Raw genomic sequence first — 26,280 nt, 5'->3', positions numbered from 1 at the left:
GCCAGCCGGATCTGGATTCGCCGGATCTGGGATGACCGGATCTGGGATGGCCAGCATCAAAGCCAGGGCCTACGCAGGCCGGCTGCAACAGTGCGGCGGCACTGCAGAAAAAACTCAATCAGGAAAAACTCAATCAGGAACCAGTTGATATGAAGCTTAAAGTCTATTTGTCCGGTGAAATTCACTCAGACTGGCGTGAGGAAATCATGTCAGGTGCGGCGGATCTGGATGTGGCGTTTTCAGCGCCTGTCACCGATCACAGCGCCTCTGACGATTGCGGCGTGACCATTATGGGGCCGGAAGAGAACAAGTTCTGGCACGATCACAAAGGCGCAAAGCTGAATGCGATCCGCACGCGCAAGGGCATCGAGGATGCTGACGTGGTCGTCGTCCGCTTTGGCGACAAATACAAACAGTGGAATGCTGCATTTGATGCCGGTTATGCGGCGGCGCTCGGCAAATCGCTGATTGTGCTGCACGGTCCGGATCACCAGCATGCGCTGAAAGAGGTCGATTCTGCCGCGCTGGCTGTGGCAGAACAGCCCTCGCAAGTGGTCGATATTCTGCGTTACGTTCTGAGTTGAAGGCGCGCTTCCCGCCGCAGGCCGAAAGCCGCCGTGTCAGGCCAGATAGGTCTGCAGGGTGGCTTTGGTGCCGTTTTCCCACAAGGAACGTACCGACGCGGAAAACGCCCCGGCAAAGACCTCATTGTCACCCAGCGCCCCGAATATATCGCTCATTTCCAGAAAGACTGCCGGATCGCTGCGGGCGCGCAAGGCGTGGTCCGTCAGGCGCGCAGCTTTTTCATCGACAATGGCAATATTATTGCCTGCATCATCGGTCCCGGCGCAGTAGCGGCACCATAGCGCCACCTCCAGTGCCAGACCATTCACCAGCCCGCCGGCGCCCAGACTTTCTCGGATTGTCGGCAGGATGAATTTGGGTTGCCGGTTCGAGCCGTCAAGGCAAAGACGGGGAATCGTATCGGCGACGGCGGCGTTTGAAAACCGCTCCCGGACCTTGTCGAGATAGTTGAGGAAATCGACCCCGGGAACCGCCGGTACCGTGGGAATGATTTCTGTCGTCTCCAGCCGGGTCAGAAAACCGCTGACCAGCGGTTCCGCCATGGCGTCGTGGACAAATTCGATGCCCATCAGCGCGGCCGGATAAGCGATCGCGGCGTGCCCGCCATTGAGAATGCGCAATTTCATCAATTCGTAAGGCGCAACGTCGGAGACAAATTCGACACCGACTTTTTCCAGCGCCGGTCTGCCAGCGGTAAATTTGTCTTCCAGAACCCACTGGCGAAACGGCTCGCAGGCAACCGGAACCGCATCGCTGATGCCGAATTTCTGTTCAACCATGGCGCGCTCACGGTCGGAAGTTGCAGGCGTTATGCAATCCACCATACTGTTGGGAAAGGCGACATTGTTGCCAATCCAGTCTGCCAGTTCACCGGACATCTGCCCGGCCAGCCCAAGTACCGCCTGCCGGGTGATGATACCGTTTTCCGGCAGATTATCGCAGGACATGATGGTAAAGGGCACGATACCCTTCGCTCTGCGTTGCCTGATTGCAGCGATCAGTGTGCCGAAAACCGTTTCCGGCGCATCGGGATTGTTGATGTCGTGGACGATGTCGGGATGATTGGCGTCAAAGCCACCGCTGCGGGCATCGACAAAATAGCCGCCCTCGGTGATGGTCAGCGAGACGATGCGAATATCAGGCGATGTCAGCCGTTCGACGACCGCTGCAGGATCGACCTCGACAAAATCGATCATTGATCCGCAGATTTTTGCGGTGAAGCCGTCCGGGTCCAGTTCAACAATGGTCGACAGCCAGTCCTGCTGGCGCAGCCGCTCGCGCATGACCGCGTCATAAGGCTTGATGCCGGCACCAACCAGTGCCCAATCATGATCCTCGCCCAGCGAAAACAACTCGTGCAGATAGACGGCCTGATGGGCGCGATGAAAATTTCCCACACCAATATGCATGATACCGGGTGTCAGCGCGTGGCGATCATAAGAGGGAACCGCAACATTCGCCGGCAATGCCGCCAGAGCGGCTTGATTCAATTTCGTGAATGTCATCAACTCATCCAGTTTCCACCATCGACATTTTATGTCTGTGCTACCGTAAATATACTGTCAGAACTTCCCGGGAACTCGGCCAGGAACTCGGCCAGAAACACGGCCAAAAACGGCCATGCCAGTCAGATTTTCAGCCGTTCCCATGCGCCTGAAAGGGACGCGCGAGGACCTGTCCTGGTTCCCCAGAGGCAGCTGTTGTTATCTGGCGAACAGACCATTGATCACTGCGCAAGGCCGGCTTTATCGAATTTGTGGATGCGGTTGACATCCGGCGTCAGGTAGACCTCATCACCATGATGCAGATCGACATCGCCCTCGGTCCGCACTGTCAGCATTTCCATACCGTCAACATGAACCCGCAGGAACGTGTCGGAGCCGAGATGCTCGGACACACCGACCTTGCCCTTCCAGCTTCCTTCCTGTTTTGAGATCAGGATATGCTCCGGGCGAACGCCAATCGTATGGGCGCCCATCTTGTCCGCTTCCGGACCGGAAATCAGATTCATTTTCGGCGAACCGATAAAGCCTGCGACAAACACATTGACCGGGCTGCGATACAGTTCCATCGGCGAGCCAACCTGTTCGATATGGCCGTCATGCAGCACCACAATCTTGTCGGCCATAGTCATGGCCTCGACCTGATCGTGGGTCACGTAAATCATCGTCGTTTTCAGACTTTGATGCAGTTCGGTAATTTCCAGACGCATATTGACCCGCAGAGCTGCATCCAGATTGGACAATGGCTCGTCGAACAGGAACGCTTCGGGTTCGCGCACAATGGCGCGGCCGATGGCGACACGCTGACGCTGGCCGCCGGATAATTGTCCCGGACGGCGTTCCAGATAATCCGTCAGGTTCAGCACCTTGGCCGCACCCTCGACCTTGCGATCACGCTCTTCGGCATCAAGACCGGCCATCTTCAGCGGAAAGGCAATGTTTCTGCGCACCGACATATGCGGATAAAGCGCATAGGACTGGAACACCATCGCCAGTTTGCGTTTGGCTGGGGGCAGCGATGTTGCGTCATTGCCGTCAATTTCGATTACGCCGCTGCTGACATCTTCCAGTCCGGCAATGAGCCGCAACAAGGTCGACTTGCCGCAGCCCGACGGTCCGACAAAGACAACAAACTCGCCATCCAGGATTTCCAGATTCAAAGGCGGAATGACTTCGGTGGTGCCGAAAGTCTTCGTAACCTGCTTAAGTGTAATATTACCCATGTTCGAATTCCCCATTAAACCCTATTTCACTGCGCCGAAGGTCAGGCCGCGCACCAGTTGTTTCTGGCTGAACCAGCCAAGAATGACGATGGGCGCGATGGCCATTGTCGATGCGGCTGACAGTTTGGCGTAGAACAGCCCTTCAGGGCTGGAATAGCTGGCAATGAAGGCTGTCAGCGGCGCCGCCTTGGACGCTGTCAGATTGAGCGTCCAGAACGCTTCATTCCAGGCCAGAATGACATTCAGCAGAAGCGTGGAGGCAATGCCGGGCACCGCCATCGGTGTCAGCACGTAAAGCACTTCCGACCACAGGCCTGCACCATCCATTCGTGATGCCTCGAGAATTTCTCCGGGAATTTCCTTGAAGTAGGTGTACAGCATCCAGACGATGATCGGCAGATTGATCAAGGTCAGCACCAGTACCAGACCGACACGCGAATCCAGCAGGCCGGTATCGCGGAAAATCAGGTAGATCGGGATCAGCACTCCGACCGGCGGCAACATCTTGGTAGACAACATCCACATCAGAACGTTTTTAGTGCGTTTGCTGGGAACAAATGCCATCGACCAGGCTGCCGGAATGGCAATCAGCAGCCCCAATAGCGTTGAGCCCAGGGAAATGATGACTGAATTCATGAAGTGACGCGGATAGTTCGACCGCGACTGGACTTCCGAATAATTTTCCGTGGTCCATTCAAAGAACAGGAAAGACGGCGGCGAGGCAATCGCTTCAGCCTCGGTTTTGAAGCTTGTCAGAAAGGTCCACAGGATCGGGAAAAAGATCGCCAGTCCAATGGCCCAGGCGACAAGCGTCACGATGAGTTTGCGTTGGTTGGTAACAGCACGTGCCATGATCTCATGCCTCCAGGTTTTTGCCGATCATCCGCATCAGGAAGATCGCAACAATGTTAGCGAGAATGACCGCTATGATTCCGCCTGCTGACCCGCCGCCAACATCGAACTGCAGCAGAGACTGCGCGTATACCAGATAGGTGATGTTGGTCGAGGCGGTGCCGGGCCCGCCATTGGTCGTGACAAGAATTTCAGCGAATATCGAGAGCAGGAAGATTGTCTGGATCAGCACAACAACTGTGATGGCCCGGGACAGATGCGGCAGCACCATATACATGAAACGGCTTGTCGAGCTGGCACCGTCCATCTCTGCCGCCTCAAGTTGTTCCTGATCCAGGGATTGCATGGCGGTCAGCAGAATGAGGGTAGCGAAAGGCAGCCATTGCCAGGCCACAATCAGGATGATTGAGGCCAGCGGCGCCTGACTCAAGAACTCGAATGGCGGCAGACCGATCGCCTTGGCGGCGTGGGCGAACAGTCCGTTGACCGGATCCATGAACATGTTCTTCCAGACAAGGGCGGACACGGTCGGCATGACGAAGAAGGGCGCGATCACAAGGATGCGGACAATCCCCTGGCCCCACATCGGCTGATCCAGCAGCACTGCCAGCGCGATTCCGAGCACAACAGTGATGATCAGAACACCGCAGACCAGAATGATGGTGTTGAAAAATGCGTCAAAAAAGGCCGGGTCGGTGAGGAAATAGCGATAATTTGCAAATCCTGTGAAGGTTTCCTCACCCGGAGACAAAAGGTTGTAGCGCAGAAACGAGAAGTAAATCGTCATCGCCAGCGGGACGATCATCCATGCCAGCAGCACCAATACTGCCGGTGAAATCATTAAGCGCGCAGCGGTTCTGGAATGTGCAGTAGCCATGACAACTCCCCCCATTTGTCAGGATCAATTAAATCAGCTTATCGCAAATCAGATCGACAATGCAATGTGCGTGCCCTGATGCAAACAGGGCCGGAATATTGCGAACGGGGCCGGCCGGGAAAGCCGGCCCCGAGGAAGGCAGTTACTTGATGTAACCGGCCTTCGTCATCTCACGCTCGGTGAGGTTCTGAGCGTTCTGAAGGGCGTCGTCGACAGAGGTCGATCCAGCCAGAGCAGCTGAAAACTGCTGCCCGGTGGCAGTTGCAATACCCTGGAATTCAGGAATGGCAACAAACTGAACACCGACATAAGGAACCGGATCCACAGTCGGGTTCTTCGGATCAGCCGAATTGATGCTCTCGAGTGTCATTTTGGCAAATGGCACTTTGGCATATTCGGGATTCTCGTAAAGCGAGGTGCGGGTGCCTGGAGGCACATTTGCCCAGCCTTCGTTTTCGGCGACCAGCGCCAGATAGTCTTTCGATGTTGCCCAGGCGACGAATTTCTTCGCTGCATCAGCTTTCTGTGTGCCGGACGGGATGGCCAGAGACCAGGCCCACAGCCAGTTGCCACGCTTGCCAAGGCCGGTGTCCGGTGCAAGAGCAAATCCAACCTGATCAGCCACTTTGCTGTCATTCGGGTTTGTGACAAAGGAAGCTGCAACAGTCGCGTCAATCCACATGCCGCATTTTCCGGTCTGGAACAGCGACAGGTTTTCATTGAAGCCGTTGTTGGAAGCGCCAGGGGGGCCAGCATCATTCAGCAGGTTGACGTAGAAGGTGATGGTTTCTTTCCACGCATCGCTGTCGAATTGCGGCTTCCAGTCCATATCGAACCATTTAGCCCCGAACGAATTGCCCATTGCGGTGAGGAACGCCATGTTCTCACCCCAGCCAGCCTTGCCGCGCAGGCAGACACCGTAGATTTCATTGTCCTTGTCCGTCATGGCACGAGCGGCTTTGCCAATGAAGTCCCAGGTTGGAGCGTCCGGCATTTCCAGACCGGCTTTTTCCATCAGGTCCTTGCGGTACATGACCATGGAGCTTTCGCCGTAAAATGGCGCGGCATACAGCTCGCCATCAACAGTCAGACCGCCACGAATGGCAGGAAGAATATCATCGACATCATAGGATGCCGGCAGATCGTTTAACGATACGAGCCAGCCTTTGCCGCCCCAGATCGGAACTTCGTAAGTGCCGATAGTCATGACATCATACTGCCCGCCTTTGGTGGCAATATCTGTGGTGACACGCTGGCGAAGAATGTTTTCTTCCAGAGTGACCCACTCAAGTTCGATGTCGGGATTTTTGGCTGTGAAGTCACCGGCCAGCTTCTGCATCCGGATCATATCGCCATTATTGACGGTTGCGATTGTCAGCGTCTCGGCGAGAGCCGGAGATGCCAGCAAGGCAAGCGCAGATACGCCCACCAGGGCACGTGAGAAAAATTTCATAAGGTCCTCCCAGAACCAGTTTGAGCATTTGCTTATTAAGCGGGCAAATGTTCACACAAACTGTTCTGAATGTCAAGAGGGATGTTAAATTTTTCCTAACAACTCAAGATTAAAAGAGAAAAAATTGTTATATTTCAATGTATTAACATAATGGGCATTTGCTCATTAATTGAGCAATAGTTCGGCTGTCGCCTCATTCGTAATCAATGCATTGATCAAACGCCCGCGCAAGGCGCCCCGGATAGCAGCGACCTTGGGCTCGCCGACGGCAATTCCGAACACCGGATGATCCTGATCGGCATGCAATGGCGCGCTGGCGACGCGGTCATTGATGAGGCCATCAATCAGTTTGCCGTCCTTGTCGTAAACCCAGCTGGTGATTTCTCCGATGGCACCCAGCCGGTTGAGGGATTTCGCCTCCTCTCTGGTGACGAACCCGTCGACAACGAGTTGTGCACTTTCGTTCATCTGGCCAATGCCGACAAAGGTCACATCAGCCTGTCGGGCCAGCTCAAGAATATTGTGGACCGGTGCCTGCCCGTGCAACAGCTTCCTTTCTTCCGAATTCGTCGCAAATACAGGCAGTGGCATGGGGAAATGCCGGGCATTGACGCGGTCTGCCATGCGGATGATCACATTATAGGCGGTCGCCGAGCCGTCCGACATCATGTTGCCCAGCAGCGAGACGATACGGTGCTGGGGGCAATCCATGGCGGGGAGTTGTTCCACACAGGCCCGTAACGCGCGGCCGGTTCCAATGGCGATGATCCTGGGCTGGCTGGATTTCAGATGGCGCTCCATTTCAGCCGCGCCGGCCTGAGCGATCCCGACCGTCGATGCCGGGGCTTCCGGATCGCTGGGAACTACCTCACAAGCCATCAGATCAAAGCGCTCGGTCAGTTTTTTGCCAAGTTCCATGCATTTGGCGATCGGATGATCCACGCGAACCTTGATCAGGCGCTCGCTGACTGCCAGCGACACCAGCCGCTGTGCCGACTGGCGCGAAACACCCAGTTTGCGGGCGATTTCATCCTGCGTGTTGCCAGCCACATAATATAGCCATCCGGCTCGCGCGGCCTCGTCAAGGCGGCTGAATTCATTGTCGGATTTAGCGGCCACTTATGTCCCCGATACTCTGTTCGTGCAGTTTCAATTGAGGGGCCATTTCAAAGAATTCCGCCCAATTGTCAAAATTCGTTACGTCAGCAAACCGGCAATCGTCCTCGACCGGCATGTCTATCAGATGGCTGCCTCCGGTATATCGCCAGACAATCATGCCGGCTGCAAGGGCTGCTTCCAGGCCGGGTCCACTGTCTTCAATGACCAGACATCTTTCCGGCTCCGCCTGCATCTGCCGCGCCGTATGATAAAACAGATCCGGGGCCGGCTTGCCGAATTTCACTTCCGAGGCGGTAAAAACATTATCGCCAAAAAACCCTGTCAGCCCGGTCAGTTGCAATGATTTTTCAACACGTGCCGGCGTGCTGCTTGTTGCCACGCAGGCGGGCCGTGCCAGATTTGCAAGAATGTCGGTCACTCCCGGCGTCGTTTTCAGCTCGCTGCTGAAGGCCTGGAATAATCTGTTGCGATAGGATTCCTCAAAATCCGGCGGCAACGCCACATCGAATGTCCGGCGCACAGATTCCGCAACCTTGGGAAAGCTGCGTCCCAGAAACCAGCGTCGAAAATAATCAAACGTGACGGAGATACCGGCTGCTTCCAATTCAGAAATCAAAATGGCAGAACTGATCATCTCACTGTCAATGAGCACGCCGTCGCAATCGAAAATGACAAGATCTATCTCAGGGTTCTGCATGTTCGGGCACAATCGGGAGCATTCGCAGGAGACTAGAACACATTCTATAAATGTCGAGTCATTTGGCTTCGTAACGCATGCTGCCCAACAGGGCTTGACCTTCCAGCTACTGTAAGCCTTACATAGTTGATTCTGAAAGTCATTGCCCGCCGCAAAACGGGCTCAACCAAGGTATGATGACGCATGGACCAAAAGCACAGCGATCACGGACACAGCGATCACGGGCACAGCGATCATGGGCACAGCGATCATGGGCACAGCAGCACTTGCACCCACGATCACGCTGCAGAGCATGCACATGACCCGCATGGGGACAGCGCACAGACAGATGGCAACGCCGCAACCAGCATTGACCCTGTGTGCGGAATGACTGTCAAACTCAATGCGGGAAAACCGAACCTCACCCATGGCGGCACGGACTACCATTTCTGCAGTCCCAGGTGCAAAGATCGTTTTCAGGCAGATCCGGTATTCTATCTGTCGGGTAACAACAAGAAAAAGCCCAAGCCGGCTGCCAAAAACGCCATGTATACCTGCCCGATGGACCCGGAAGTGGTTCAGGAAGGCCCCGGCACCTGCCCGATATGCGGCATGGCACTGGAACCAATGGATGGGGTCGCTGACGGGCCGAACCATGAATTGCTGGATTTCACGCGGCGGCTATGGGTCAGCGCTGCTGCGGCGATTCCACTGCTGATTCTGGCCATGGGACCGATGTTTGGCCTGCCGATCCGGAACTGGATCGGCGAAACCACCACACTCTGGCTGGAACTGGCGCTGGCCACTCCGGTGGTGCTGTGGGCGGCGGCTCCGTTTTTCCACCGCGGCTGGACCTCGGTGCGCACCTGGAAGCTGAATATGTGGACGCTGATCATGCTCGGCGTCGGCGCTGCCTATCTGTACAGTGTGGTGGCAGTGCTGTTCCCCGGCCTGTTTCCGGAAGCGCTTCTGACGGAAGGCCACGCGCCGGTCTATTTCGAGGCAGCGGTGGTCATTATTGCCCTTGTGTTTGTCGGACAGGTGCTGGAATTGCGGGCACGCGAGCGCACCGGAGACGCTATTCGCTCGCTACTCGACCTGGCCCCGAAAACAGCGCGCCGGATCAATCCGGACGGATCGGAATATGATGCGCCGCTGGAGAATATTCTGACCGGCGACCGTTTGCGCGTAACCCCGGGCTCCAGCGTACCGGTGGACGGCATCGTTCTGGAGGGCCATTCTGTCATTGATGAAAGCATGATTACCGGCGAGCCGCTTCCCGTGGAAAAAGGCCCGTCTGACGTCGTCACCGGCGGGACGATCAATAAAAATGGCAGTCTGATTGTTGAAGCCAGACATGTCGGCGAAGATTCAATGTTGGCGAAAATCGTCCAGATGGTGGCCTCGGCCCAGCGCTCGCGTGCGCCGATCCAGGGCCTGGCCGACAGAGTCGCCTCGTATTTCGTTCCCACGGTGGTTCTGATCGCGATAGCTGCAATGATAAGCTGGATCGTCTGGGGGCCGGAACCGGCCTTTGTGTTTGCCATCGTCTCAGCGGTTTCGGTTCTGATTATTGCATGTCCCTGCGCACTTGGACTTGCAACACCGATGTCGATCATGACAGCTACCGGCCGGGGCGCACAGGCAGGCGTGCTAATCAAGGAGGCGTCCGCGCTGGAACGCCTTGCCAAGGTTGATGTCGTCATTGTCGACAAAACCGGCACATTGACCGACGGCAAACCGACACTGACAGATGTCATTGCCCTGTCGGACCGGGATGAGGCAGCATTGCTGTCACTGGCAGCCTCTCTTGAAAAAGCCTCTGAACACCCGCTGGCCGATGCTATTGTCGAAGGTGCGGATCAGCGCCAGCTCGCACTGCTGCCGGTGGAGGATTTCAATGCGGTGACCGGCAAAGGCGCTTCAGGCGTGGTTGGCGGGCATCGCATCAGCCTTGGCAACAGTGCCATGGTTCGCGATCTGGGTGTAGATACGGCTGCGGCCGATACCAGGGCCAATACGCTTCGCCAGTCTGGCAAGACGGTGATGTATATGGTTGTCGATGGAGAATTGGCAGCTCTTATCGCGGTCGCAGACACGATCAAGAAGTCCACGCCGGAAGCTATCCGGGCCCTGCATGCGGCCGGCCTGAAAGTCATCATGGCGACGGGCGACAATGAAATCACGGCAGCAGCTGTGGCCGCAGAATTGGGCATAGATGAAATTCGTGCCGGCGTGCTGCCACAGGACAAGCAGGCACTGGTGGCGGAACTGAAGGCCAAAGGCCATGTTGTGGCGATGGCCGGTGACGGGGTGAATGACGCGCCTGCCCTGGCTGAAGCCGATGTCGGCATTGCCATGGGTACGGGAGCCGATGTTGCTGTGGAAAGTGCCGGCATAACCCTGCTGACAGGAGATTTGGCCGGTATTGCACGAGCCCGAAACCTGTCTGTTTCAACCTTGCGCAATATCAAGCAGAACCTGTTCTTTGCGTTTGTCTATAACACCGTGGGTGTACCTGTGGCGGCTGGCGTTCTGTATCCTTTCACCGGGGTGTTGTTGTCGCCGATGCTGGCTGCTGCAGCCATGAGCCTGTCTTCAGTTTCGGTAATCTCCAATGCCTTGCGATTGCGCAGACTTAAACTTTAGACACAAAGCTGCAATTTCGTGGCAGGTCATTTGGAAAAAATGTTAGATCGTTTGTGTCTGCATTGAAACGTTTGGCCGAGTTTGCACGTCTACCGGTCAGGCCCACTCCTCTTGTGGTCTTCAAGACCACAAGAGGAGTGAAACGACGTTCGGCGGGCGTGCAGTGCTGCCCTTCAGTGCTCCAGATAAGCCCACCGGCGGGCGTTGACCAACCGGTACGTGCGCCGCTGGAAGAACGGATCTGTAACATCAATGGTTCAATGCAACCATGAAACGATATAGAGGACCAGAATGAATATTGGACAGGCATCGCTGGCATCGCATTTGCCAACAAAGACTATTCGGTATTATGAGGAAATCGAACTCATCCGGCCAACGCGCGCCGGCAATGGTTATCGCACCTATTCTGAAACGGATGTGCATCGCCTGCGCTTCCTGCAACGCGCCAGAAGCCTGGGGTTTTCGATTGACGAATGCCGCCTGCTGCTGTCGCTTTATAAAGATCGCAACCGGGCCAGCGCCGATGTCAAAAGGCTGGCGCTGGAGAAAATCACTGAAATCGAACGCAAATTATCGGAATTGAATTCATTGAAATCGACATTGTCAGCGCTGGCCGAAAACTGCCACGGTGACGATAAACCGGAATGCCCGATCATTGACGATCTGGCCGGAGGATTGAAACATTGAAAAAGCATTTTAAGACCATATTGATTGGCGGAATTATCATCGCTCTGGCGTTGTGGCGGTTTCTGGCTTCGGACGGAAGCGGTGGCACAGGCGAAGCCCTGGCTGAGGTCAAAGTTCCAGAGCTTACTGCTGCTGAGACGGCCGGCAAGGCTGTGTTTGATAATAATTGCGCCGCATGCCATGGCGACAATGCTGCCGGCAAGGATGGTTTCGCGCCGCCACTGGTGCACCGTATCTATGAGCCAAATCATCATGCTGATGTCGCCTTTCAACGTGCGGCCCAACTCGGCGTCAGGGCGCATCACTGGACCTTCGGCAACATGCCTCCTGTCGAAGGCGTCAGCGAGGAAGATGTCAGCCAGATCCTCACCTATGTGCGGGCGCTGCAACGCGCCAACGGCATTAATTAGTGAAGCGGACTGTCTTCCAATATTTTACGAGCCTGAGCCTGCTGTCTAACCGGCCGGATTCGACGATAGTTTTGGATCAGGAGTTCAAACAATGACGATCAACAGACGACAATTCCTCAAGACCAGCGCTGGCGGAGCAGCTTTTGCGGCATTGCCGATCAGCTTTCACGCCGCATTCGCCGCTGACGGATTTCTGGAAATTACCGCAGCGCCATCGCAGCAATCGCTTTACTCAGACACAGCACCGGCATCGGATCTGTGGACCTATAATGGTACGGCTCCGGGACCTGAAATCAGGGTCAAACGCGGAGACCGCGTCAAGGTCCGGCTCATCAACCGCCTTGACGAGCCGACCTCTATTCACTGGCACGGTATCCGCATCGCCAATGCGATGGATGGCGTAGCCCGCCTGACCCAGGATGCAGTGGAGCCGGGCGGCAGTTTTGATTATGACTTCATCGTGCCTGACGCGGGAACCTATTGGTATCATGCCCACAACCGAAGCTGGAATCAGGTTGCCCGGGGTCTGTATGGTGTGCTGATCGTGGAAGCGGATACAGCCGAATTTGATGCTGAACATGACCGCACACTTGTGATTGATGATTGGCGTTTGGACCAACAGGGTAAACTGGACACTGCCAGTCTCGGCAGTTTGATGGACTGGACCCATGGCGGGCGTATCGGAAACTGGCTGACGGTCAATGGCAAAAGCCTGCCGCGATACAGCCTGAATGCAAATGAAGCCTACCGGTTGCGCCTGATCAACGCCTCAAATGCCCGTGTGCTGGGGCTTGACCCGACACAATTCGGCGGTAAAATCCTGGCCTATGATGGACAGAGCCTGCCGCAACCGGCTGAGCTGACCTACCAGCCGCTGTTGCTTGGCCCGGCGCAAAGGGTTGATCTGCTGGTGGTTCCCAAAGCCGGAGAACCCATCGAACTCAACGAAGTCTCCGGAAACCAGCCCTTTGCCTTTGCCAATTTCGACGTGGCGGAAAAGCCGGACAGCAAGCTGGTTACGCCAGCGCTGATCCCGAACCGCCTGCCGGAACCCGATCTTGCGAAGGCGCGCAGCTTCCGGCTCGACATGACCGGCGGCGCAATGGGGCAGATGGTTGATATGGTCTATAATGGCAAAAAGCTGGAAGGCAACGATTTCAGAGACACCGCACAGGTCTGGGCGTTCAACGGCATAGCCAATCTGGCCACGGAGCCGTTCTTTTCCGTCGAGCGCGAGGAAACGGTTGTTGTGGAAACCATCAATCGCACAAGCTTTATCCATGCCATGCACGTCCATGGGCACCATTTTCGCATTCTGGAACGCAGCGGCAGCGATATCGATGAGGGGCAACCATGGCGGGATACCTTCCTGATCGGCCCTGAACAAACCACAAAGATAGCGTTCGTTGCCGACAATCCCGGCAAATGGTTGCTGCACTGCCACATGCTGGAACACGCAGCGGCGGGAATGATCACCTGGTTTGAGGTGGGCTGAACTCACGGCAAGGTGAACATTCGGGTCTGGATTTTCGCGCAGCTTGTAGGTATGAGAGCACTATGAGGAATGTAATTGTTCTATGTCTGTTACTGTTATTCGCTGGCAGCCAGGGGTTGTTTGCGAATAGTGCCTCGACTGCCGGAATCCTGGATGTGGCGATCCCGACGGGACAACGTCTGTTTGCTCCGGTGAATACGCTCGATAATGCCGATGTTACCAGGGTTGCCATGGTTGCCATGGTTGAAAGATGCTGCAGTCAGGATGACGCGCCGCAGAGCACAAACAGTGCCACACCCTGTATCTATGATTGTACAATCATGACTGCGGATTTTGGTTTGGCTATCGGGTTCAGCGCGCGGAACCTTGGCAGTGAAGCAAAGAAAAACCAGAATACAGCATTTGGAAATGCGCCGTTTAGGCCTCCGATAGTCTGACACAACTCTTTAATCCGGCAATTTTGCTGTGGTGCGGATTGCTCTTTCTGTCAGATAATTTACGAGGCATATAATGCTCTCCAGACAAAATTTTCTAATTGGTAATGCTACTGGTGCCCGGACGGTGCCTGAGCCGGATTGTGTCATTAAACAGAAAAACGACAGAGCCGGTTTGCTCTATCTGGCAGATGATTTGCAGCAGAATGGCGGAATTACTGGAACTATTGCGGTCGACGCGCGTAATCAATTGTCAGGTCCTATATCAAAACCGGCCCCGGCCCGGAGTCGCGGATTGATCGCAGACAAACCGGCTTTGAGATTCAGGGGGGCAGTCATGGGGCTGTGGAGAAATTCACGAAAACGCAGATTGCCGCCGCTTGTATCCGCCACATCGGTGAACCGCCTGGCTCTCAAACACCCTCAACGATGCGCTGTCGGCATGACGTTGAGAATTCATGGCATGAAAACGCCATGGCCCGGCAGCAGAAATTTTTCGAACGGATGTATCCGTATGGTTAATAAATGTGTGCAAGAAGTTGATGAACACATCCAAATTTGTCCAAAGGTAGTGGTAATATGAGTTTCGATGATCAGACAATTCGCAGGCCGTCGCGACGCGCCTTTGTTCTTGGCAGTGTCGGTGTTATGGGGCTGGCTGTGTCGGCTTGTTCAACAGCGGCAACCCGAACTGTAGTTATCAGCGATCCTGCTGAGGCCCGGCAATTCGCCTTGATGTACGGCCCCATGCCGGACGAACAATTTCCCATTCCGGGGATTGAAATCGATAAAGTTCCACCAAGGTTCCGGCGCCAGCGTGTTGATTTCGACACAGCGGAAAAACCGGGCACGATCATCGTGAACACGAATACATTCTACCTGCATCTCGTCGAGCCAGGCGGCAAGGCAATGCGTTACGGGGTAGGTCTTGGACGGGCCGGATTTGACTGGTCAGGCCGGGCCAGAGTGGGCTGGAAGCGGCCATGGCCAACATGGACGCCGCCATCGGAAATGATTGCCAGACAACCGGAGCTGGAAATATACAGCGCCAAAAACGGCGGCATGCAACCCGGTCTCAACAACCCGCTCGGCGCCCGCGCATTGTATATTTTCCAGAATAACAAGGACACCTTATATCGTATCCACGGCACGCCAGAATACTGGACCATCGGTAAAGCGGTCTCCAGCGGATGCGTACGGATGATCAATCAGGACGTGATTGATCTGTATACGCGGGTGCCGCCAAAAGCACCGATTCTGGTGATCTAAGCGCGGTCATGGCAAAACCTGGACCTGTCTTGTGGGTGCTTGGATTGATTGTTGTTGGCGGTGGTGCCTATGTGCTTGCCGCACAGAACAATTTTTTCGGTGCCGGCAGGTCAGCTGGCCTTTTCAAGCCGCGGGATTCAGCCATTGTCGAACGCGGCAGCGCAGTGTACACGGCCAATTGCGCCTCCTGCCACGGCAAAGATCTGGAAGGCCAGCCGGACTGGAAAAGCCCCGGCGAAGACGGCCTTCTGCCAGCGCCGCCACATGACGAAAACGGCCATACCTGGCACCACGGCGATGACGTGCTGTTTGGCATTACCAAATATGGCGTTGCAGAATTTTCCGGCCTGGACGGCTATCAGAACGCCATGCCGATCTTCGAAGACGTTCTGAGTGATGACGAGATCATTGCGGCCCTGTCATACATCAAGTCACGCTGGCCAAAGGAAATGCAGGCCAGGCACGACGACATGAACCGGATTGCCGAGCAGAACAAAACCCGGCAATAAACCGTTTCACGCCCACAAACATGTTCTATCTGTTAACCTCGCCGCGCGGGTCGAGCAGCGCTGACAGCACGCTTTCCTGGGTGATCTCGCCGACAATGACGCCGTCTTTCTCGACCCCGACGCTGGCGCCGTTGGTTTTCATCTGTTCCATGACGTTCTGAATCATTTCCGCGCCCGTCACGGTGACAATCGGTGGTTTGCCCTGCAAGGGCCGCATCACATCCTGTGCACACAGCACATTGAGCGGGTTCATGTGGGCGACAAAATCGGCGACATATTCATTGGCCGGATCGGAGAAAATCTGCTGCGGCGTGCCGCACTGGATAATGCGGCCGCCTTCCATGATGGCAATCCGATCACCAATCTTGAAAGCTTCGTCCAGATCGTGGCTGACGAAAATGATGGTGCGTTTGAGGCTGCCCTGCAAATCCAGCAATTCGTCCTGAAGCCGGGTGCGGATCAGCGGATCGAGCGCGGAAAACGGTTCGTCCATCAGCAGGATCGGCGCTTCCGTCGCAAACGCCCTGGCCAGTCCGACACGCTGCTGCATGCCGCCTGACAGTTCTGCGACGCGGCGGTCGGCCCATTCGGTCAATCCGACCAGAGCGAGTTGCCTGTCGACCTGCTCATTGCGCTCTGCAAGGGCCATGCCGCCAAATTCCAGGCCAAGACCGACATTTTCGCGCACGCTGCGCCACGGCAGCAGACCGAATTGCTGAAACACCATGGCGACGCGCTTCAGGCGTATTTCGCGCAGGGTTGCAGCATCTGCGGAGGTAATATCGACCATGCGGCTGCCATCATTGACCCGCACCGAACCGCGCACCACGCGATTGAGACCGTTAACCGCGCGCAACAGGGTGGATTTTCCGGATCCGGACAGACCCATCAGAACCAGAATTTCACCGGCTTTCACGGTCAGCGAACAGTCATGCACGCCGAGGACCTGACCGCTGAGCTCCTGAACCTCGGCTCGGGTTTTGCCCGCATCCATATAAGGCAAGGCGGTGTCGGGTTTGGGTCCAAAGACAATCGAGACCTTTTCAAATTCGACTGCATTGCTCATTTGCGGCGCTCCACACGCAGCATGCGGTCGAGCATGATTGCAACGACAACAATGACAAAACCGCTTTCAAATCCAAGTGCGGCATTGACCTGGTTGAGCGCCCGGACAACCGGCACTCCCAGACCGTCGGCACCGACCAGCGCGGCAATCACAACCATCGACAGCGACAGCATGATGGTCTGGTTGAGACCTGCCATGATCTGCGGCACAGCATAGGGCAACTCGACTTTCCACAATTTCTGAAAACCGGTCGCGCCGAAAGCATCTGCGGCTTCCAGCAATGGCTGCGGCGTGGAGGAAATACCCAGATGAGTCAGCCGGATCGGGGCCGGCACCACGAAAATGACAGTGGCCATCAAGCCCGGCACCATGCCGATGCCGAAAAACACGATGGCCGGGATCAGATAAACGAATGTCGGCAGCGTCTGCATCAGATCCAGAACCGGACGCATGAAGCGGTAAAGCGCCGGCCGATGGGCTGCTGCGATACCAATCGGAACTCCGACGGCCATGCAGACCATACAAGCCGACAGAACCAGAGTGAGGCTTTCCGTGGTTTCTTCCCAGTAATCCTGATTGAGAATGAACAGAAACCCCAGCAGAATAAGCAGGCAGGTTTTCCACGAACGCTGCAGATACCAGGTCAGCCCAACAAAAAAGGCAATGATGAAAAGCGGGTGCGGTGTCTGCAATACCCAGAGTATGCCATCAATCAGGGTTTCCAGACCGAGTGCCAGACCGTCGAAGAACCAGGCAGCATTGGCCTGAAGCCAGTCGAATACTGACTGTGCCGACTTGCCGACCGGAATTTTATTCGCTGTCAGCCATTCCATTGTTGCTCAAGCCCGCCCATGATGAATGTTGCCCCATTTTTTCATCTCCGCATCTGCCACCTCCCGATCTGCAACGCAGGCCGGGAGATGTTTGCAATGCCGGCCCCGCTGGCCGGATTTTACATCTTTTACAGACCGAGTTGTTTCGTCACGGCGGCCAGAGCGTCGCCGCCATCTTCAGTTGTCACGTCATTCAGCCAGCCGGCCAGAACATCCGTATTGGCTTTCAGCCAGGCAGTTGCCGCGTCCTGGGGGTCCTCGCCATCATTCAGAATAGCACCCATGATCTCATTTTCCATGGCGAGGGTGAATTTCAGATTTTTCAGAAGCTGGCCGACATTCGGGCACTCGGACGCATATCCAGCGCGGGTGTTAGTGTAGACCGTAGCGCCGCCCAAATCTGGACCGAAATAATCATCGCCGCCCTGCAGATAGGTCATATCGAAATTGGCATTCATCGGATGCGGCTCCCAGCCGAGGAAGACCACCGGCTCGTCGCGTTTGTCGGCGCGGCCGACCTGGGCAAGCATGCCCTGCTCGGATGATTCAGCGACCTCAAAACCTTTCAGACCAAAGGCATCTGCTTCAATCATGTCAATGATCAGCCGGTTGCCGTCATTGCCCGGCTCGATGCCGTAAATCTTGCCCTCCAGAGCATCTATATTTTTGGCGATGCTGGCGAAATCGGTGATGCCAAGCTTGGCGCCGGCAGCATTTGTCGCCAGAGTATATTTAGCGCCCTCAAGGTTTTCCCGAACCGTATCGACAGTGCCGGCCTCGCGGTAAGGCGCAATATCCGCCTCCATGGTCGGCATCCAGTTGCCGAGGAAAACGTCGATATCGCCGCGCTCCATGGATTTGTAGGTGACCGGAACGGACAGAACCTTGATATCTGCCTCATAGCCCAGTGCTTCCAGCAAAACGGCGGTGGTTGCGGTGGTCGCGGTGATGTCGGTCCAGCCCACATCCGAGAAGGTCACTGTGCTGCAATCCGCCTGGGCGGCCGTGGATAGAGCGCCGAGCACAAGCAGGCTGGCGGCTGTCGTCCTGAAGAGTTTCATGATGGGTCCCCGTGAATTCGTATGATTGATGGCTGCAAAATTCAGAATTATTTTTAATTGACGAGTCAATTAAAAACATATTCCCTGAACATAGCAAGCCCTCGCCCTGAAAGGCACCATGCGCAAAACTCAAAGAGGACTATCATGCCGAAGGTCGGAATGGAGCCGATTCGCAGACAGGCTCTGATTGATGCGACCATTCTGGAGATCGGAGAGGTCGGATCTCTGGAGGTGACAGTCGGACGAATTGCCAAGCGCGCCGGCGTTTCCAGCGGGTTGGCGCATCACTATCTTGGCGGCAAAGACCAGATATTGCTGGCGGCGATGCGTCACATCCTGAAAATTTTCGGCGACCATGTGCGCCACGAATTGTCACTGGTGGATACGCCACTGGACCGGCTGGAAGCGATCATCACCGCAAGTTTCCACCCGCGTAATTTTGCCGCAGAAGTGGTTGCGGCCTGGCTTGCCTTCTATGTTCAGGCCCAGACTTCGAAAGAGGCACAGCGGCTGCTGCAGGTCTATGCAAGGCGGCTGCACTCCAACCTGCTGTTCAGCCTGCAGCAATTGACCGATCCAAGCCGGGCGGAACACATTGCCCAGGGTCTGGCAGCGATGATCGACGGATTTTACATCCGCAAGGCGCTGCAGGATATCGCCCCCAGCCGGTTGGACACGATGGCCATGGTGGCTGAATATCTGCATTTGCAATTAAGACACAAAGCCCAGCCCGCCGGAGGCCTTTCATGAACGCACAACCACCTGCCAGCCATTTCATCAATGGTGGCTATGTTGAAGACACGGCCGGCACGCCGATTGATGTGATCTATCCGGCCAGCGGTGAAAAAATCGCAAAGGTGTATTCAGCCACGCCCGCCATTGTCGATCAGGCGCTGGCCGCCGCTCAGGCCGCACAAAAGAGCTGGGCGCGGACCAGCGGCACCGAGCGCGGCCGGGTGTTGCGGCGCGCGGCCGATCTCATCCGCGCGCGCAACCGCGAGCTCAGCACACTGGAAACTCTGGATACTGGCAAGCCGTTGCAGGAAACCCTGGTGGCGGATGCGACGTCCGGGGCGGATGCGCTGGAATATTTCGGCGGCCTCGCCGGTGCACTGACGGGGGAACATATTTCTCTGGGAACGGATTTTGTCTATACGATCCGAGAACCGCTTGGTGTCTGTGTCGGCATTGGTGCCTGGAACTACCCGACCCAGATTGCCTGCTGGAAAGCTGCCCCTGCCCTGGCCTGCGGCAATGCGATTGTCTTCAAACCATCCGAGACCACGCCTTTATGCGCCCTGAAAATTGCCGAAATTCTGGTCGAGGCCGGTCTGCCGGCCGGGCTTTACAATGTGGTTCAGGGGCTGGGCGATGTGGGATCGGCACTGGTGTCTGATCCACGGGTCGACAAGATCTCCCTGACCGGCTCGGTTCCGACCGGGAAAAAAGTCTATGCCGCAGCCGGGGCCGGGGTGAAACATGTCACCATGGAATTGGGCGGCAAATCTCCGCTCATCGTGTTTGACGATGCCAATCTGGAAGACGCCGTCGGCGGTGCCATGCTGGGGAATTTCTATTCCTCCGGCCAGGTCTGTTCAAACGGCACACGGGTGTTTGTGCAAAACGGCATCCTGCCCGGCTTTCTGGAGCAATTATCGGCCAGGACCGAAGCAATCCGGCTGGGCGATCCGCTCGACGAAGCCACGCAGATGGGGCCGCTGGTATCGGAAGCGCAGATGGACAAGGTGCTGTCCTATATCGAAATTGGCAAGGCAGAAGGCGCAAGACTGGTCACCGGGGGAAACCGGATTGAAGGCCGCAACGGCTTCTATCTGGAACCGACCGTATTTGCCGATGTCACCGATGATATGCGCATTGCCCGTGAGGAGATTTTCGGGCCAGTGATGTCAGTGCTGAGTTTCAGCGACGAGGCCGAGGCCATCACCCGTGCCAATGCCACTGAATTCGGCCTGTCAGCCGGGGTCTTCACCCGCGATCTGACCCGCGCTCACCGCGTCATTGCCGAGTTGGAGGCCGGGTCCTGCTGGATCAACACTTATAATCTGGCTCCGGTGGAAGCACCCTTTGGCGGCGTCAAACAATCCGGCGTCGGACGGGAAAACTCGAAAGCGGCGATTGAGCATTATAGCCAACTCAAATCCGTCTATGTTGCCATGGGTCCGGTTGAGGCACCGTACTGATGCAGGCTGATTTCGTCATCATCGGTGCTGGCTCCGCCGGGTGTGCCATGGCTTACCGCCTGTCTGAAAACGGCAAGCACTCGGTGCTGGTGATCGAGTATGGCGGCACCGATGCAGGTCCGTTCATTCAAATGCCCGCCGCGCTGTCCTATCCGATGAATATGAAACGCTATGACTGGGGCTACAAGTCGGAACCGGAGCCCAATCTGGGCGGACGGCAACTGGTGGTTCCCCGCGGCAAGGTTATCGGCGGATCGTCGTCGATCAACGGCATGGTCTATGTGCGCGGCCATGCCAGGGATTTTGACCACTGGGCCGAGAGCGGCGCCGATGGCTGGGCCTATGCCGATGTGCTGCCCTATTATAAACGGATGGAGCACTGGCATGATGGCGGCCATGGCGGAGATCCGGCGTGGCGCGGCACGGACGGACCGCTGCATGTGACGCGCGGACCGCGCAAGAACCCGCTGTTTCAGGCCTTTGTCGATGCTGGCCAGCAGGCAGGCTATCCGGTCACCGGGGATTATAATGGCGAGCAGCAGGAAGGTTTTGGCCCGATGGAACAGACCGTGTGGCGCGGCCTGCGCTGGTCTGCCGCCAATGCCTATCTGAAACCGGCTCTGAAGCGGCCAAATTGCAGCCTCATCCGCGCCATGGCGCAAAAAGTTGTGTTTGAAAACGGCCGCGCCACAGGTGTGCAGATCATGCGCGGCGGCAAGCTTCAGACCGTCAGGGCCAACCGCGAGGTGATTGTCGCGGCCTCCTCCATCAACTCGCCGAAACTTTTAATGCTGTCCGGCATCGGGCCGGGCGCGCATCTGGCCGAACACGGAGTGCCAGTGATTGCTGAGCGGGCCGGCGTCGGCCAGAACCTGCAGGATCATCTGGAGCTGTATATTCAGATGGCAGCAAGCCAGCCGATCACGCTGTTCAAATACTGGAACCTGTGGGGCAAAGCGCTGATCGGAGCGCAATGGCTGTTTACAAAAACCGGAATGGGCGCCTCCAACCAGTTTGAATCCGCAGCTTTCATCCGCTCAAAAGCCGGGGTTGACTATCCTGATATTCAATATCATTTTCTGCCGATGGCAGTGCGCTATGACGGCCAGGCGGCGGCAGAAGGCCATGGCTTCCAGGCCCATGTCGGCCCGATGCGATCCGCCTCACGCGGCGCTGTAACACTGCGCTCCGGCAATCCGGATGATGCGCCGAAAATCAGCTTCAATTATATGAGCCATGACAGCGACTGGGCGGATTTCAGAACCTGCATCAGATTGACACGTGAGATTTTCGCGCAGCCGGCATTCCAGCCCTATGTGTCTCATGAAATCCAGCCCGGCAAAGCGCTGCAGAGCGACGCGGAGCTGGACGGTTTCGTTCGCGAGCACGCTGAAAGCGCCTATCACCCGTGCGGAACCGCGAAAATGGGACGGGCGGATGATCCAATGGCTGTGGTCGATCCGGCCTGCCGTGTCATCGGTGTCGACGGGCTGCGGGTTGCCGACAGTTCGATCTTTCCGCGCATCACCAACGGCAATCTGAACGCGCCCTCGATCATGGTCGGCGAAAAGGCAGCGGATCATATTCTCGGCAAAACACCGCTCAGCCGCTCCAACGCCAAGCCGTGGCTGCATCCCCACTGGAAAACCGCCCAACGCTGAGTTTTGGCCTTACCTGGTAATCATGAAACGCGACGAGACTTGTATCCGGGTTGGCGGCGGATGGCGCTACCTTTGGCGTGCAATTCGGGGCCTACCGGCACGATTCCGCTCGGGTTCAGCGCCTTGATCGAGTAGTAGCCGCGCTTGATGTGGTCGATATTGACCGTCTCGGAAACGCCGGGGATCGCCAGGATGCGGGCCTGATAGGCGCAGAGGCCGGGATAATCCGCGATGCGCTTGCGGTTAGTCTTGAACAGGCCATGATAAGCCACATCAAAGCGGATCAGCGTCACGAAGAGTCGGATATCGGTCTCGGTGAAGCGCTCGCCGAGAAGATAGCTGCGCTCGTCACCGAGCCGCGCTTCCAACTCGTCCAGCATCGCGAAGACCTGGACGAACGCCTCTTCGTAGGCCAGTTGCGTGGTCGCAAAGCCAGCGCGGTAGACCCCATTGTTCAGCGCGGGATAGATGCGCGCGTTGAGCGCGTCAATCTCCGCCCGCAGGTCGAAGGGGTAAAGCTCGATGTGCGCATCGGCGAGATCGCCGAAGCCGGAGTTCAGCATCCTCAGGATGTCAGCGGACTCGTTGTTGACGATGGTCCCACGCTTCTTGTCCCACAGCACCGGCACCGTCGCCCGGCCGCTGATCGCGGGGTCGGCGCGGGTATACAGCTCATGCATGTAGCTCGCGCCGTTCAGCGTGTCGCGATCTGCGCCGGGGTAATCGCCGAAGCGCCAGCCCTGCTCGGACAAGGCCGGCTCGACGACGGACACCGAAATCACGTCCTCAAGCTTCTTGAGCTTGCGCCCGATCAGCGTGCGCGATGCCCAGGGGCAGATCAGCGCGACATAGAGGTGGTAGCGACCGGCCTCAGCCGTAAAGCCGCCTTCGCCGGTCGGACCTGCGCTGCCATCTGGCGTGACCCAATTGCGGAAGCTCGAGGTTTGCCGCACGAAGCCACCCTTTTCGTCCTTGGCCTGAACCGGCTGCCAGTCGGCCATCCATTGTCCGTTTACAAGCATGATCGTCTCCTCAAACTTTCAGTATGATGGCGGTGCTCCAGGGGTCATGCAGAGTGGTGCCGCCATTGTGTTCGGTGATTGCGATGCCGGCGCTGTCAGCGCGTGCGGAAATCTCTGCAAGATCTAAAGTGTCGCGCAGGATAACCGCCACCGCGTCGAGCCCGGCCATGTTGTCCGGCCTTGTCCCGGCGTGGCGGCTGTTCCAGATATTGCCAGCGATCTGGTGGTGATATCCGCCACTGCCGTAGAAGCTTGCGCCTGGATAAGTCGCGGCGATGTCAAATTTGAGAACATCGCGGTAGAACCGGTCCGCGGCCCCGGTGTCACCCACTTGCAGGTGTACATGGCCGATGATGCCGTCCTGCGGAAAGCCCGACCAAACGCTGCCGCCTGCGGCCTTCAGCAGATCCTCCACATCGAGCGGTTCTGTCGATATCCGGATCTTGCCGTTCGGACTGCGCCAATGGGCGAGCGGGCGGTCGGCATAGACCTCGATGCCGTTGCCTTCCGGATCGGCGAGGTAGATCGCCTCGCTTACGATATGATCGGAGGCGCCCTGAAGCGGCACCTCGGCGGCTACCGCATGGGCGAGCCAGCGGGCAAGATCTGCGCGCGACGGCATCAGAAACGCAGTGTGAAACAGCCCGGCCTGCCGCCGGTCATGCGGGGCGAGCGCGGGGTCGCCCACGAGTTCAAGCAGCGGCGTCGAGCCAGTGCCGAGTGTGATGCGGCGGTCATCGGTGTTGAGCGGGGCAAGCCCGAGGACCGACTGGTAGAAAGTGGAAACCGCTTCCAGCTCGCGTACTTTCAGTCGTGCGCTCCCGATCCGCATCGGCGCGGCGGTCATGTCGAAATATTTGGTCGCAGTGGTCATGGCGGTACTCCTTGACTGGAAAGACTTGTGGCCGCGGGACTATCCCCGCGGCCGGATAAGGCGGTTCAGGCCCGGTCGCGCTTCAGCGCAAAAGCGCCGTCACCGAGCAATGCCTGCACGATCAGGGTCACCGCCCAGAAGGCGGGGAATTCCCAGCCGCCACCTTCGTTCGAGAAAATGAAGCCGGCCGCACCGTGCGGGACATAGATCGACCCGAGCAGGATCGGCACCAGTGCAAGTGACACCCAGCGGCTGTAGACGCCGAGGATCAGGGCAATGCCGCCGAAAAGTTCGGCCGCGATGACGAGATAGGCGAGCGGTCCGGGCAGACCGAGGCTGGCGAAATAGCCCGCTGTCCCGGCCGGGGTAAAGACGAACAGTTTCAGCCCGGCATGGGCGAGAAACAGGACGCCCAGCGACACGCGCAGGACAGTCGCGGCGAGATCCGCATTTGCCACACCCGGAAGGAGAGCGGGAGGGGCAGAGTTCTGAACGGTTGAGATGGTCATAATTGTGTTCCTTGTTGACGGGAGGTGCCATGGCCCAACGTGATGAGGGGCGCATTTTGCGTCTTCGAGAACAATATGGGCCTTTTCGCTTTCGGCGATAATCCACGAAACGGGAAGATGATTGCTTCCATTATGGAAGTAGTCTTACCATCCCGCCTCCCAATGAGGCCGATCCTTGTAGCGTTCGACAAGGGCATCGACGAGCAACCGCACCTTGGCGGCGAGATGGCGGCTGTGGGGATACAGCACATGCACATCGTAAGGCTCGGTTTCAAAAGATTGTAAAATCCGGATCACACGGCCGGAGCGGATGGCGTCGCCGGCGACAAAGCCGGGAACGCAGGCCAGACCCAGACCCGCTTCGGCGGCCAACAGACAGGCCTCGGCATTGGAAAAGCGGATGCGGCCATCAATGCTCACATTCTCCGGCTGACCGCTCGCATTTCTGAAAGGCCATTTTTTGGGATCACCAAAGTTGGTATCGATGATGCAGCCATGGTGCCTCAAATCTTCGGGCGCTTGTGGCACGCCGTGCTGCTCAAGATAATCCGGCGCACCGACAACCACGATGCGCACGGCGCACAGCTTGCGGATGATCAGGCTGGAATCCCCCGGTCGGCCGACCCGAACTGCCATGTCGAAGCCTTCATCCACCAGGTTTGTCAGCCGGTCCGAGAAACTCACATCGAATTCAATATCAGGGTACTGAGCGGCGAACTGAGTGAGGACCGGCGCAAGCTCAAGGATGCCGAAAGTGAGCGGCGCGGTCAGACGAAGCCGCCCGCGTGGCGATTGCGAGATGTTGCGGATGTCGAGGTCCAGCGTATCGATTTCATCAATCAGCGGGCGCAGACGGTCGTAATAGGCCCGTCCTGCCTCGGTGGGCGAGACCGAGCGTGTTGTGCGGTTCAAGAGCCGCACGCCAAGATCGCTCTCCAACCGTGAAAGCAGCTTGGAGGCCTGACCCGAACTGGTCTTCAACCGTTCCGCTGCGCCAACGAAGCTGCCGGTCTCCATGACGGCGATGAACATCCGGTCACACTCGAGACGATCCATTTCTTCCTCCGGAGACGCAATCGATGCCAAGGGCGGCTGATTGTAGTTTGATTGGGCTGCAATGACCAGAATTCTGGCGCAAAGTGGCGGTGGAAGTTTTCATTGTTATACCGGGGCCTTCTGAATGGCCCCAAAGCCCCCGGAGCTGCTGGTGTTTGGTCCGGCGGGTCCTCCGAATTTCATGGCGTTGCCGGGGCCGGCATGTCGAGGAACCTTTTCAGGACAGAATTGTGGTGTAAAACATACTCACGGAACAG

25 protein-coding genes are annotated in these 26,280 nt (G+C 56.9%); 11 read left to right on the top strand and 14 right to left on the bottom strand.

Going from position 1 to position 26,280, the window contains the following annotated elements; genetic code table 11:
* The first annotated feature begins 149 nt into the window (after window positions 1–149).
* A complete protein-coding gene (locus RAL88_RS17005; protein WP_306265074.1) occupies window positions 150–584 on the top strand; it encodes a YtoQ family protein in 435 nt (144 codons plus the stop codon).
* A 36-nt stretch (window positions 585–620) separates the two neighbouring features.
* Here the strand turns inward: RAL88_RS17005 and RAL88_RS17000 are convergent, their stop codons facing one another.
* The 7 genes from RAL88_RS17000 to RAL88_RS16970 all read right to left on the bottom strand — a co-directional run bounded on the left by RAL88_RS17000 (window position 621) and on the right by RAL88_RS16970 (window position 8,308).
* Window positions 621–2,090 (bottom strand): mannitol dehydrogenase family protein, encoded by a 1,470-nt coding sequence (locus RAL88_RS17000; protein ID WP_306265072.1) that lies wholly within the window; start codon window positions 2,088–2,090, stop codon window positions 621–623.
* Between the two features lie 221 nt (window positions 2,091–2,311).
* Complete coding sequence (locus RAL88_RS16995) at window positions 2,312–3,310, bottom strand: ABC transporter ATP-binding protein (protein ID WP_306265070.1); 999 nt, start codon at window positions 3,308–3,310, stop codon at window positions 2,312–2,314.
* A gap of 21 nt (window positions 3,311–3,331) precedes the next feature.
* Window positions 3,332–4,162: a carbohydrate ABC transporter permease gene (locus tag RAL88_RS16990; protein ID WP_306265068.1), complete on the bottom strand. Its 831-nt coding sequence runs from the start codon at window positions 4,160–4,162 to the stop codon at window positions 3,332–3,334.
* A 4-nt stretch (window positions 4,163–4,166) separates the two neighbouring features.
* Window positions 4,167–5,039 carry a carbohydrate ABC transporter permease gene (locus RAL88_RS16985; protein ID WP_306265066.1) on the bottom strand — a complete coding sequence of 291 codons (873 nt, stop codon included), beginning with the start codon at window positions 5,037–5,039 and terminating at the stop codon, window positions 4,167–4,169.
* 142 nt (window positions 5,040–5,181) lie between these two features.
* Window positions 5,182–6,492 (bottom strand): sugar ABC transporter substrate-binding protein, encoded by a 1,311-nt coding sequence (locus RAL88_RS16980; RefSeq protein ID WP_306265065.1) that lies wholly within the window; start codon window positions 6,490–6,492, stop codon window positions 5,182–5,184.
* A gap of 165 nt (window positions 6,493–6,657) precedes the next feature.
* Window positions 6,658–7,611: a sugar-binding transcriptional regulator gene (locus tag RAL88_RS16975; protein WP_306265063.1), complete on the bottom strand. Its 954-nt coding sequence runs from the start codon at window positions 7,609–7,611 to the stop codon at window positions 6,658–6,660.
* The gene (locus RAL88_RS16970; protein WP_306265062.1) at window positions 7,601–8,308 is read right to left on the bottom strand and encodes an HAD family phosphatase; all 708 of its coding nucleotides are present in this window, start codon (window positions 8,306–8,308) and stop codon (window positions 7,601–7,603) included. The genes RAL88_RS16975 and RAL88_RS16970 overlap by 11 nt, the downstream gene beginning before the upstream one ends.
* 183 nt (window positions 8,309–8,491) lie before the next feature.
* Here RAL88_RS16970 and RAL88_RS16965 point away from each other — a divergent pair, with 183 nt between their 5' ends.
* The 7 genes from RAL88_RS16965 (at window position 8,492) to RAL88_RS16935 (ending at window position 15,740) form a co-directional block, all read left to right on the top strand.
* The gene (locus RAL88_RS16965) at window positions 8,492–10,936 is read left to right on the top strand and encodes a heavy metal translocating P-type ATPase (RefSeq protein WP_306265061.1); all 2,445 of its coding nucleotides are present in this window, start codon (window positions 8,492–8,494) and stop codon (window positions 10,934–10,936) included.
* 291 nt (window positions 10,937–11,227) lie between these two features.
* Window positions 11,228–11,623, top strand: coding sequence for a Cu(I)-responsive transcriptional regulator (cueR, locus tag RAL88_RS16960; RefSeq protein ID WP_306265060.1), 396 nt, complete (start codon window positions 11,228–11,230; stop codon window positions 11,621–11,623).
* On the top strand, window positions 11,620–12,033 hold the full coding sequence (locus tag RAL88_RS16955; RefSeq protein WP_306265059.1) for a cytochrome c: 414 nt from the start codon (window positions 11,620–11,622) through the stop codon (window positions 12,031–12,033). Before cueR ends, RAL88_RS16955 begins: the two co-directional genes overlap by 4 nt.
* Window positions 12,034–12,124: 91 nt before the next feature.
* Window positions 12,125–13,528 (top strand): multicopper oxidase family protein, encoded by a 1,404-nt coding sequence (locus RAL88_RS16950; protein ID WP_306265058.1) that lies wholly within the window; start codon window positions 12,125–12,127, stop codon window positions 13,526–13,528.
* Between the two features lie 510 nt (window positions 13,529–14,038).
* Window positions 14,039–14,545 carry a L,D-transpeptidase gene (locus RAL88_RS16945; RefSeq protein WP_306265057.1) on the top strand — a complete coding sequence of 169 codons (507 nt, stop codon included), beginning with the start codon at window positions 14,039–14,041 and terminating at the stop codon, window positions 14,543–14,545.
* On the top strand, window positions 14,542–15,231 hold the full coding sequence (locus RAL88_RS16940) for a L,D-transpeptidase (RefSeq protein WP_306265056.1): 690 nt from the start codon (window positions 14,542–14,544) through the stop codon (window positions 15,229–15,231). The genes RAL88_RS16945 and RAL88_RS16940 overlap by 4 nt, the downstream gene beginning before the upstream one ends.
* An 8-nt stretch (window positions 15,232–15,239) precedes the next feature.
* Window positions 15,240–15,740 (top strand): cytochrome c, encoded by a 501-nt coding sequence (locus RAL88_RS16935; RefSeq protein WP_306265055.1) that lies wholly within the window; start codon window positions 15,240–15,242, stop codon window positions 15,738–15,740.
* Window positions 15,741–15,765: 25 nt separating this feature from the next.
* Here the strand turns inward: RAL88_RS16935 and choV are convergent, their stop codons facing one another.
* The 3 genes from choV to RAL88_RS16920 form a co-directional block, all read right to left on the bottom strand.
* Window positions 15,766–16,806 (bottom strand): choline ABC transporter ATP-binding protein, encoded by a 1,041-nt coding sequence (choV, locus tag RAL88_RS16930; RefSeq protein ID WP_306265054.1) that lies wholly within the window; start codon window positions 16,804–16,806, stop codon window positions 15,766–15,768.
* On the bottom strand, window positions 16,803–17,639 hold the full coding sequence (gene choW / locus RAL88_RS16925) for a choline ABC transporter permease subunit (RefSeq protein WP_306265052.1): 837 nt from the start codon (window positions 17,637–17,639) through the stop codon (window positions 16,803–16,805). Before choW ends, choV begins: the two co-directional genes overlap by 4 nt.
* 128 nt (window positions 17,640–17,767) lie before the next feature.
* Window positions 17,768–18,700, bottom strand: a complete 933-nt coding sequence (locus RAL88_RS16920) for a choline ABC transporter substrate-binding protein (RefSeq protein WP_306265051.1) — start codon at window positions 18,698–18,700, stop codon at window positions 17,768–17,770.
* A gap of 144 nt (window positions 18,701–18,844) precedes the next feature.
* On the opposite strand from RAL88_RS16920, the gene betI reads away from it, so the two are divergent.
* Genes betI through betA form a run of 3 tightly spaced genes read left to right on the top strand, consistent with a single transcriptional unit; the run spans window position 18,845 to window position 22,562 of the window.
* Window positions 18,845–19,450 carry a transcriptional regulator BetI gene (betI, locus tag RAL88_RS16915; protein ID WP_306265049.1) on the top strand — a complete coding sequence of 202 codons (606 nt, stop codon included), beginning with the start codon at window positions 18,845–18,847 and terminating at the stop codon, window positions 19,448–19,450.
* Window positions 19,447–20,901, top strand: coding sequence for a betaine-aldehyde dehydrogenase (betB, locus tag RAL88_RS16910; protein ID WP_306265047.1), 1,455 nt, complete (start codon window positions 19,447–19,449; stop codon window positions 20,899–20,901). Before betI ends, betB begins: the two co-directional genes overlap by 4 nt.
* Complete coding sequence (gene betA, locus RAL88_RS16905; protein ID WP_306265045.1) at window positions 20,901–22,562, top strand: choline dehydrogenase; 1,662 nt, start codon at window positions 20,901–20,903, stop codon at window positions 22,560–22,562. The genes betB and betA overlap by 1 nt, the downstream gene beginning before the upstream one ends.
* A 20-nt stretch (window positions 22,563–22,582) precedes the next feature.
* On the opposite strand, the gene RAL88_RS16900 is transcribed toward betA, so the two are convergent.
* From RAL88_RS16900 to RAL88_RS16885, 4 genes are all read right to left on the bottom strand, one after another.
* The gene (locus tag RAL88_RS16900; RefSeq protein WP_306265043.1) at window positions 22,583–23,584 is read right to left on the bottom strand and encodes a glutathione S-transferase family protein; all 1,002 of its coding nucleotides are present in this window, start codon (window positions 23,582–23,584) and stop codon (window positions 22,583–22,585) included.
* Between the two features lie 10 nt (window positions 23,585–23,594).
* Complete coding sequence (locus RAL88_RS16895) at window positions 23,595–24,458, bottom strand: VOC family protein (protein WP_306265041.1); 864 nt, start codon at window positions 24,456–24,458, stop codon at window positions 23,595–23,597.
* Between the two features lie 65 nt (window positions 24,459–24,523).
* Window positions 24,524–24,967, bottom strand: coding sequence for a DoxX family protein (locus RAL88_RS16890; protein ID WP_306265039.1), 444 nt, complete (start codon window positions 24,965–24,967; stop codon window positions 24,524–24,526).
* 144 nt (window positions 24,968–25,111) lie between these two features.
* Entirely contained in the window at window positions 25,112–26,023 is a 912-nt protein-coding gene (locus RAL88_RS16885; RefSeq protein ID WP_306265038.1) for a LysR family transcriptional regulator, read from the bottom strand.
* Window positions 26,024–26,280: the final 257 nt, after the last annotated feature.

The sequence above is a fragment of the Pararhizobium sp. IMCC3301 genome (genome assembly GCF_030758315.1).
Taxonomy (GTDB): domain Bacteria; phylum Pseudomonadota; class Alphaproteobacteria; order Rhizobiales.
The sequence above is the reverse complement of the archived record's forward strand: the minus strand, read 5'-3'. Positions and strand labels throughout refer to the sequence as shown.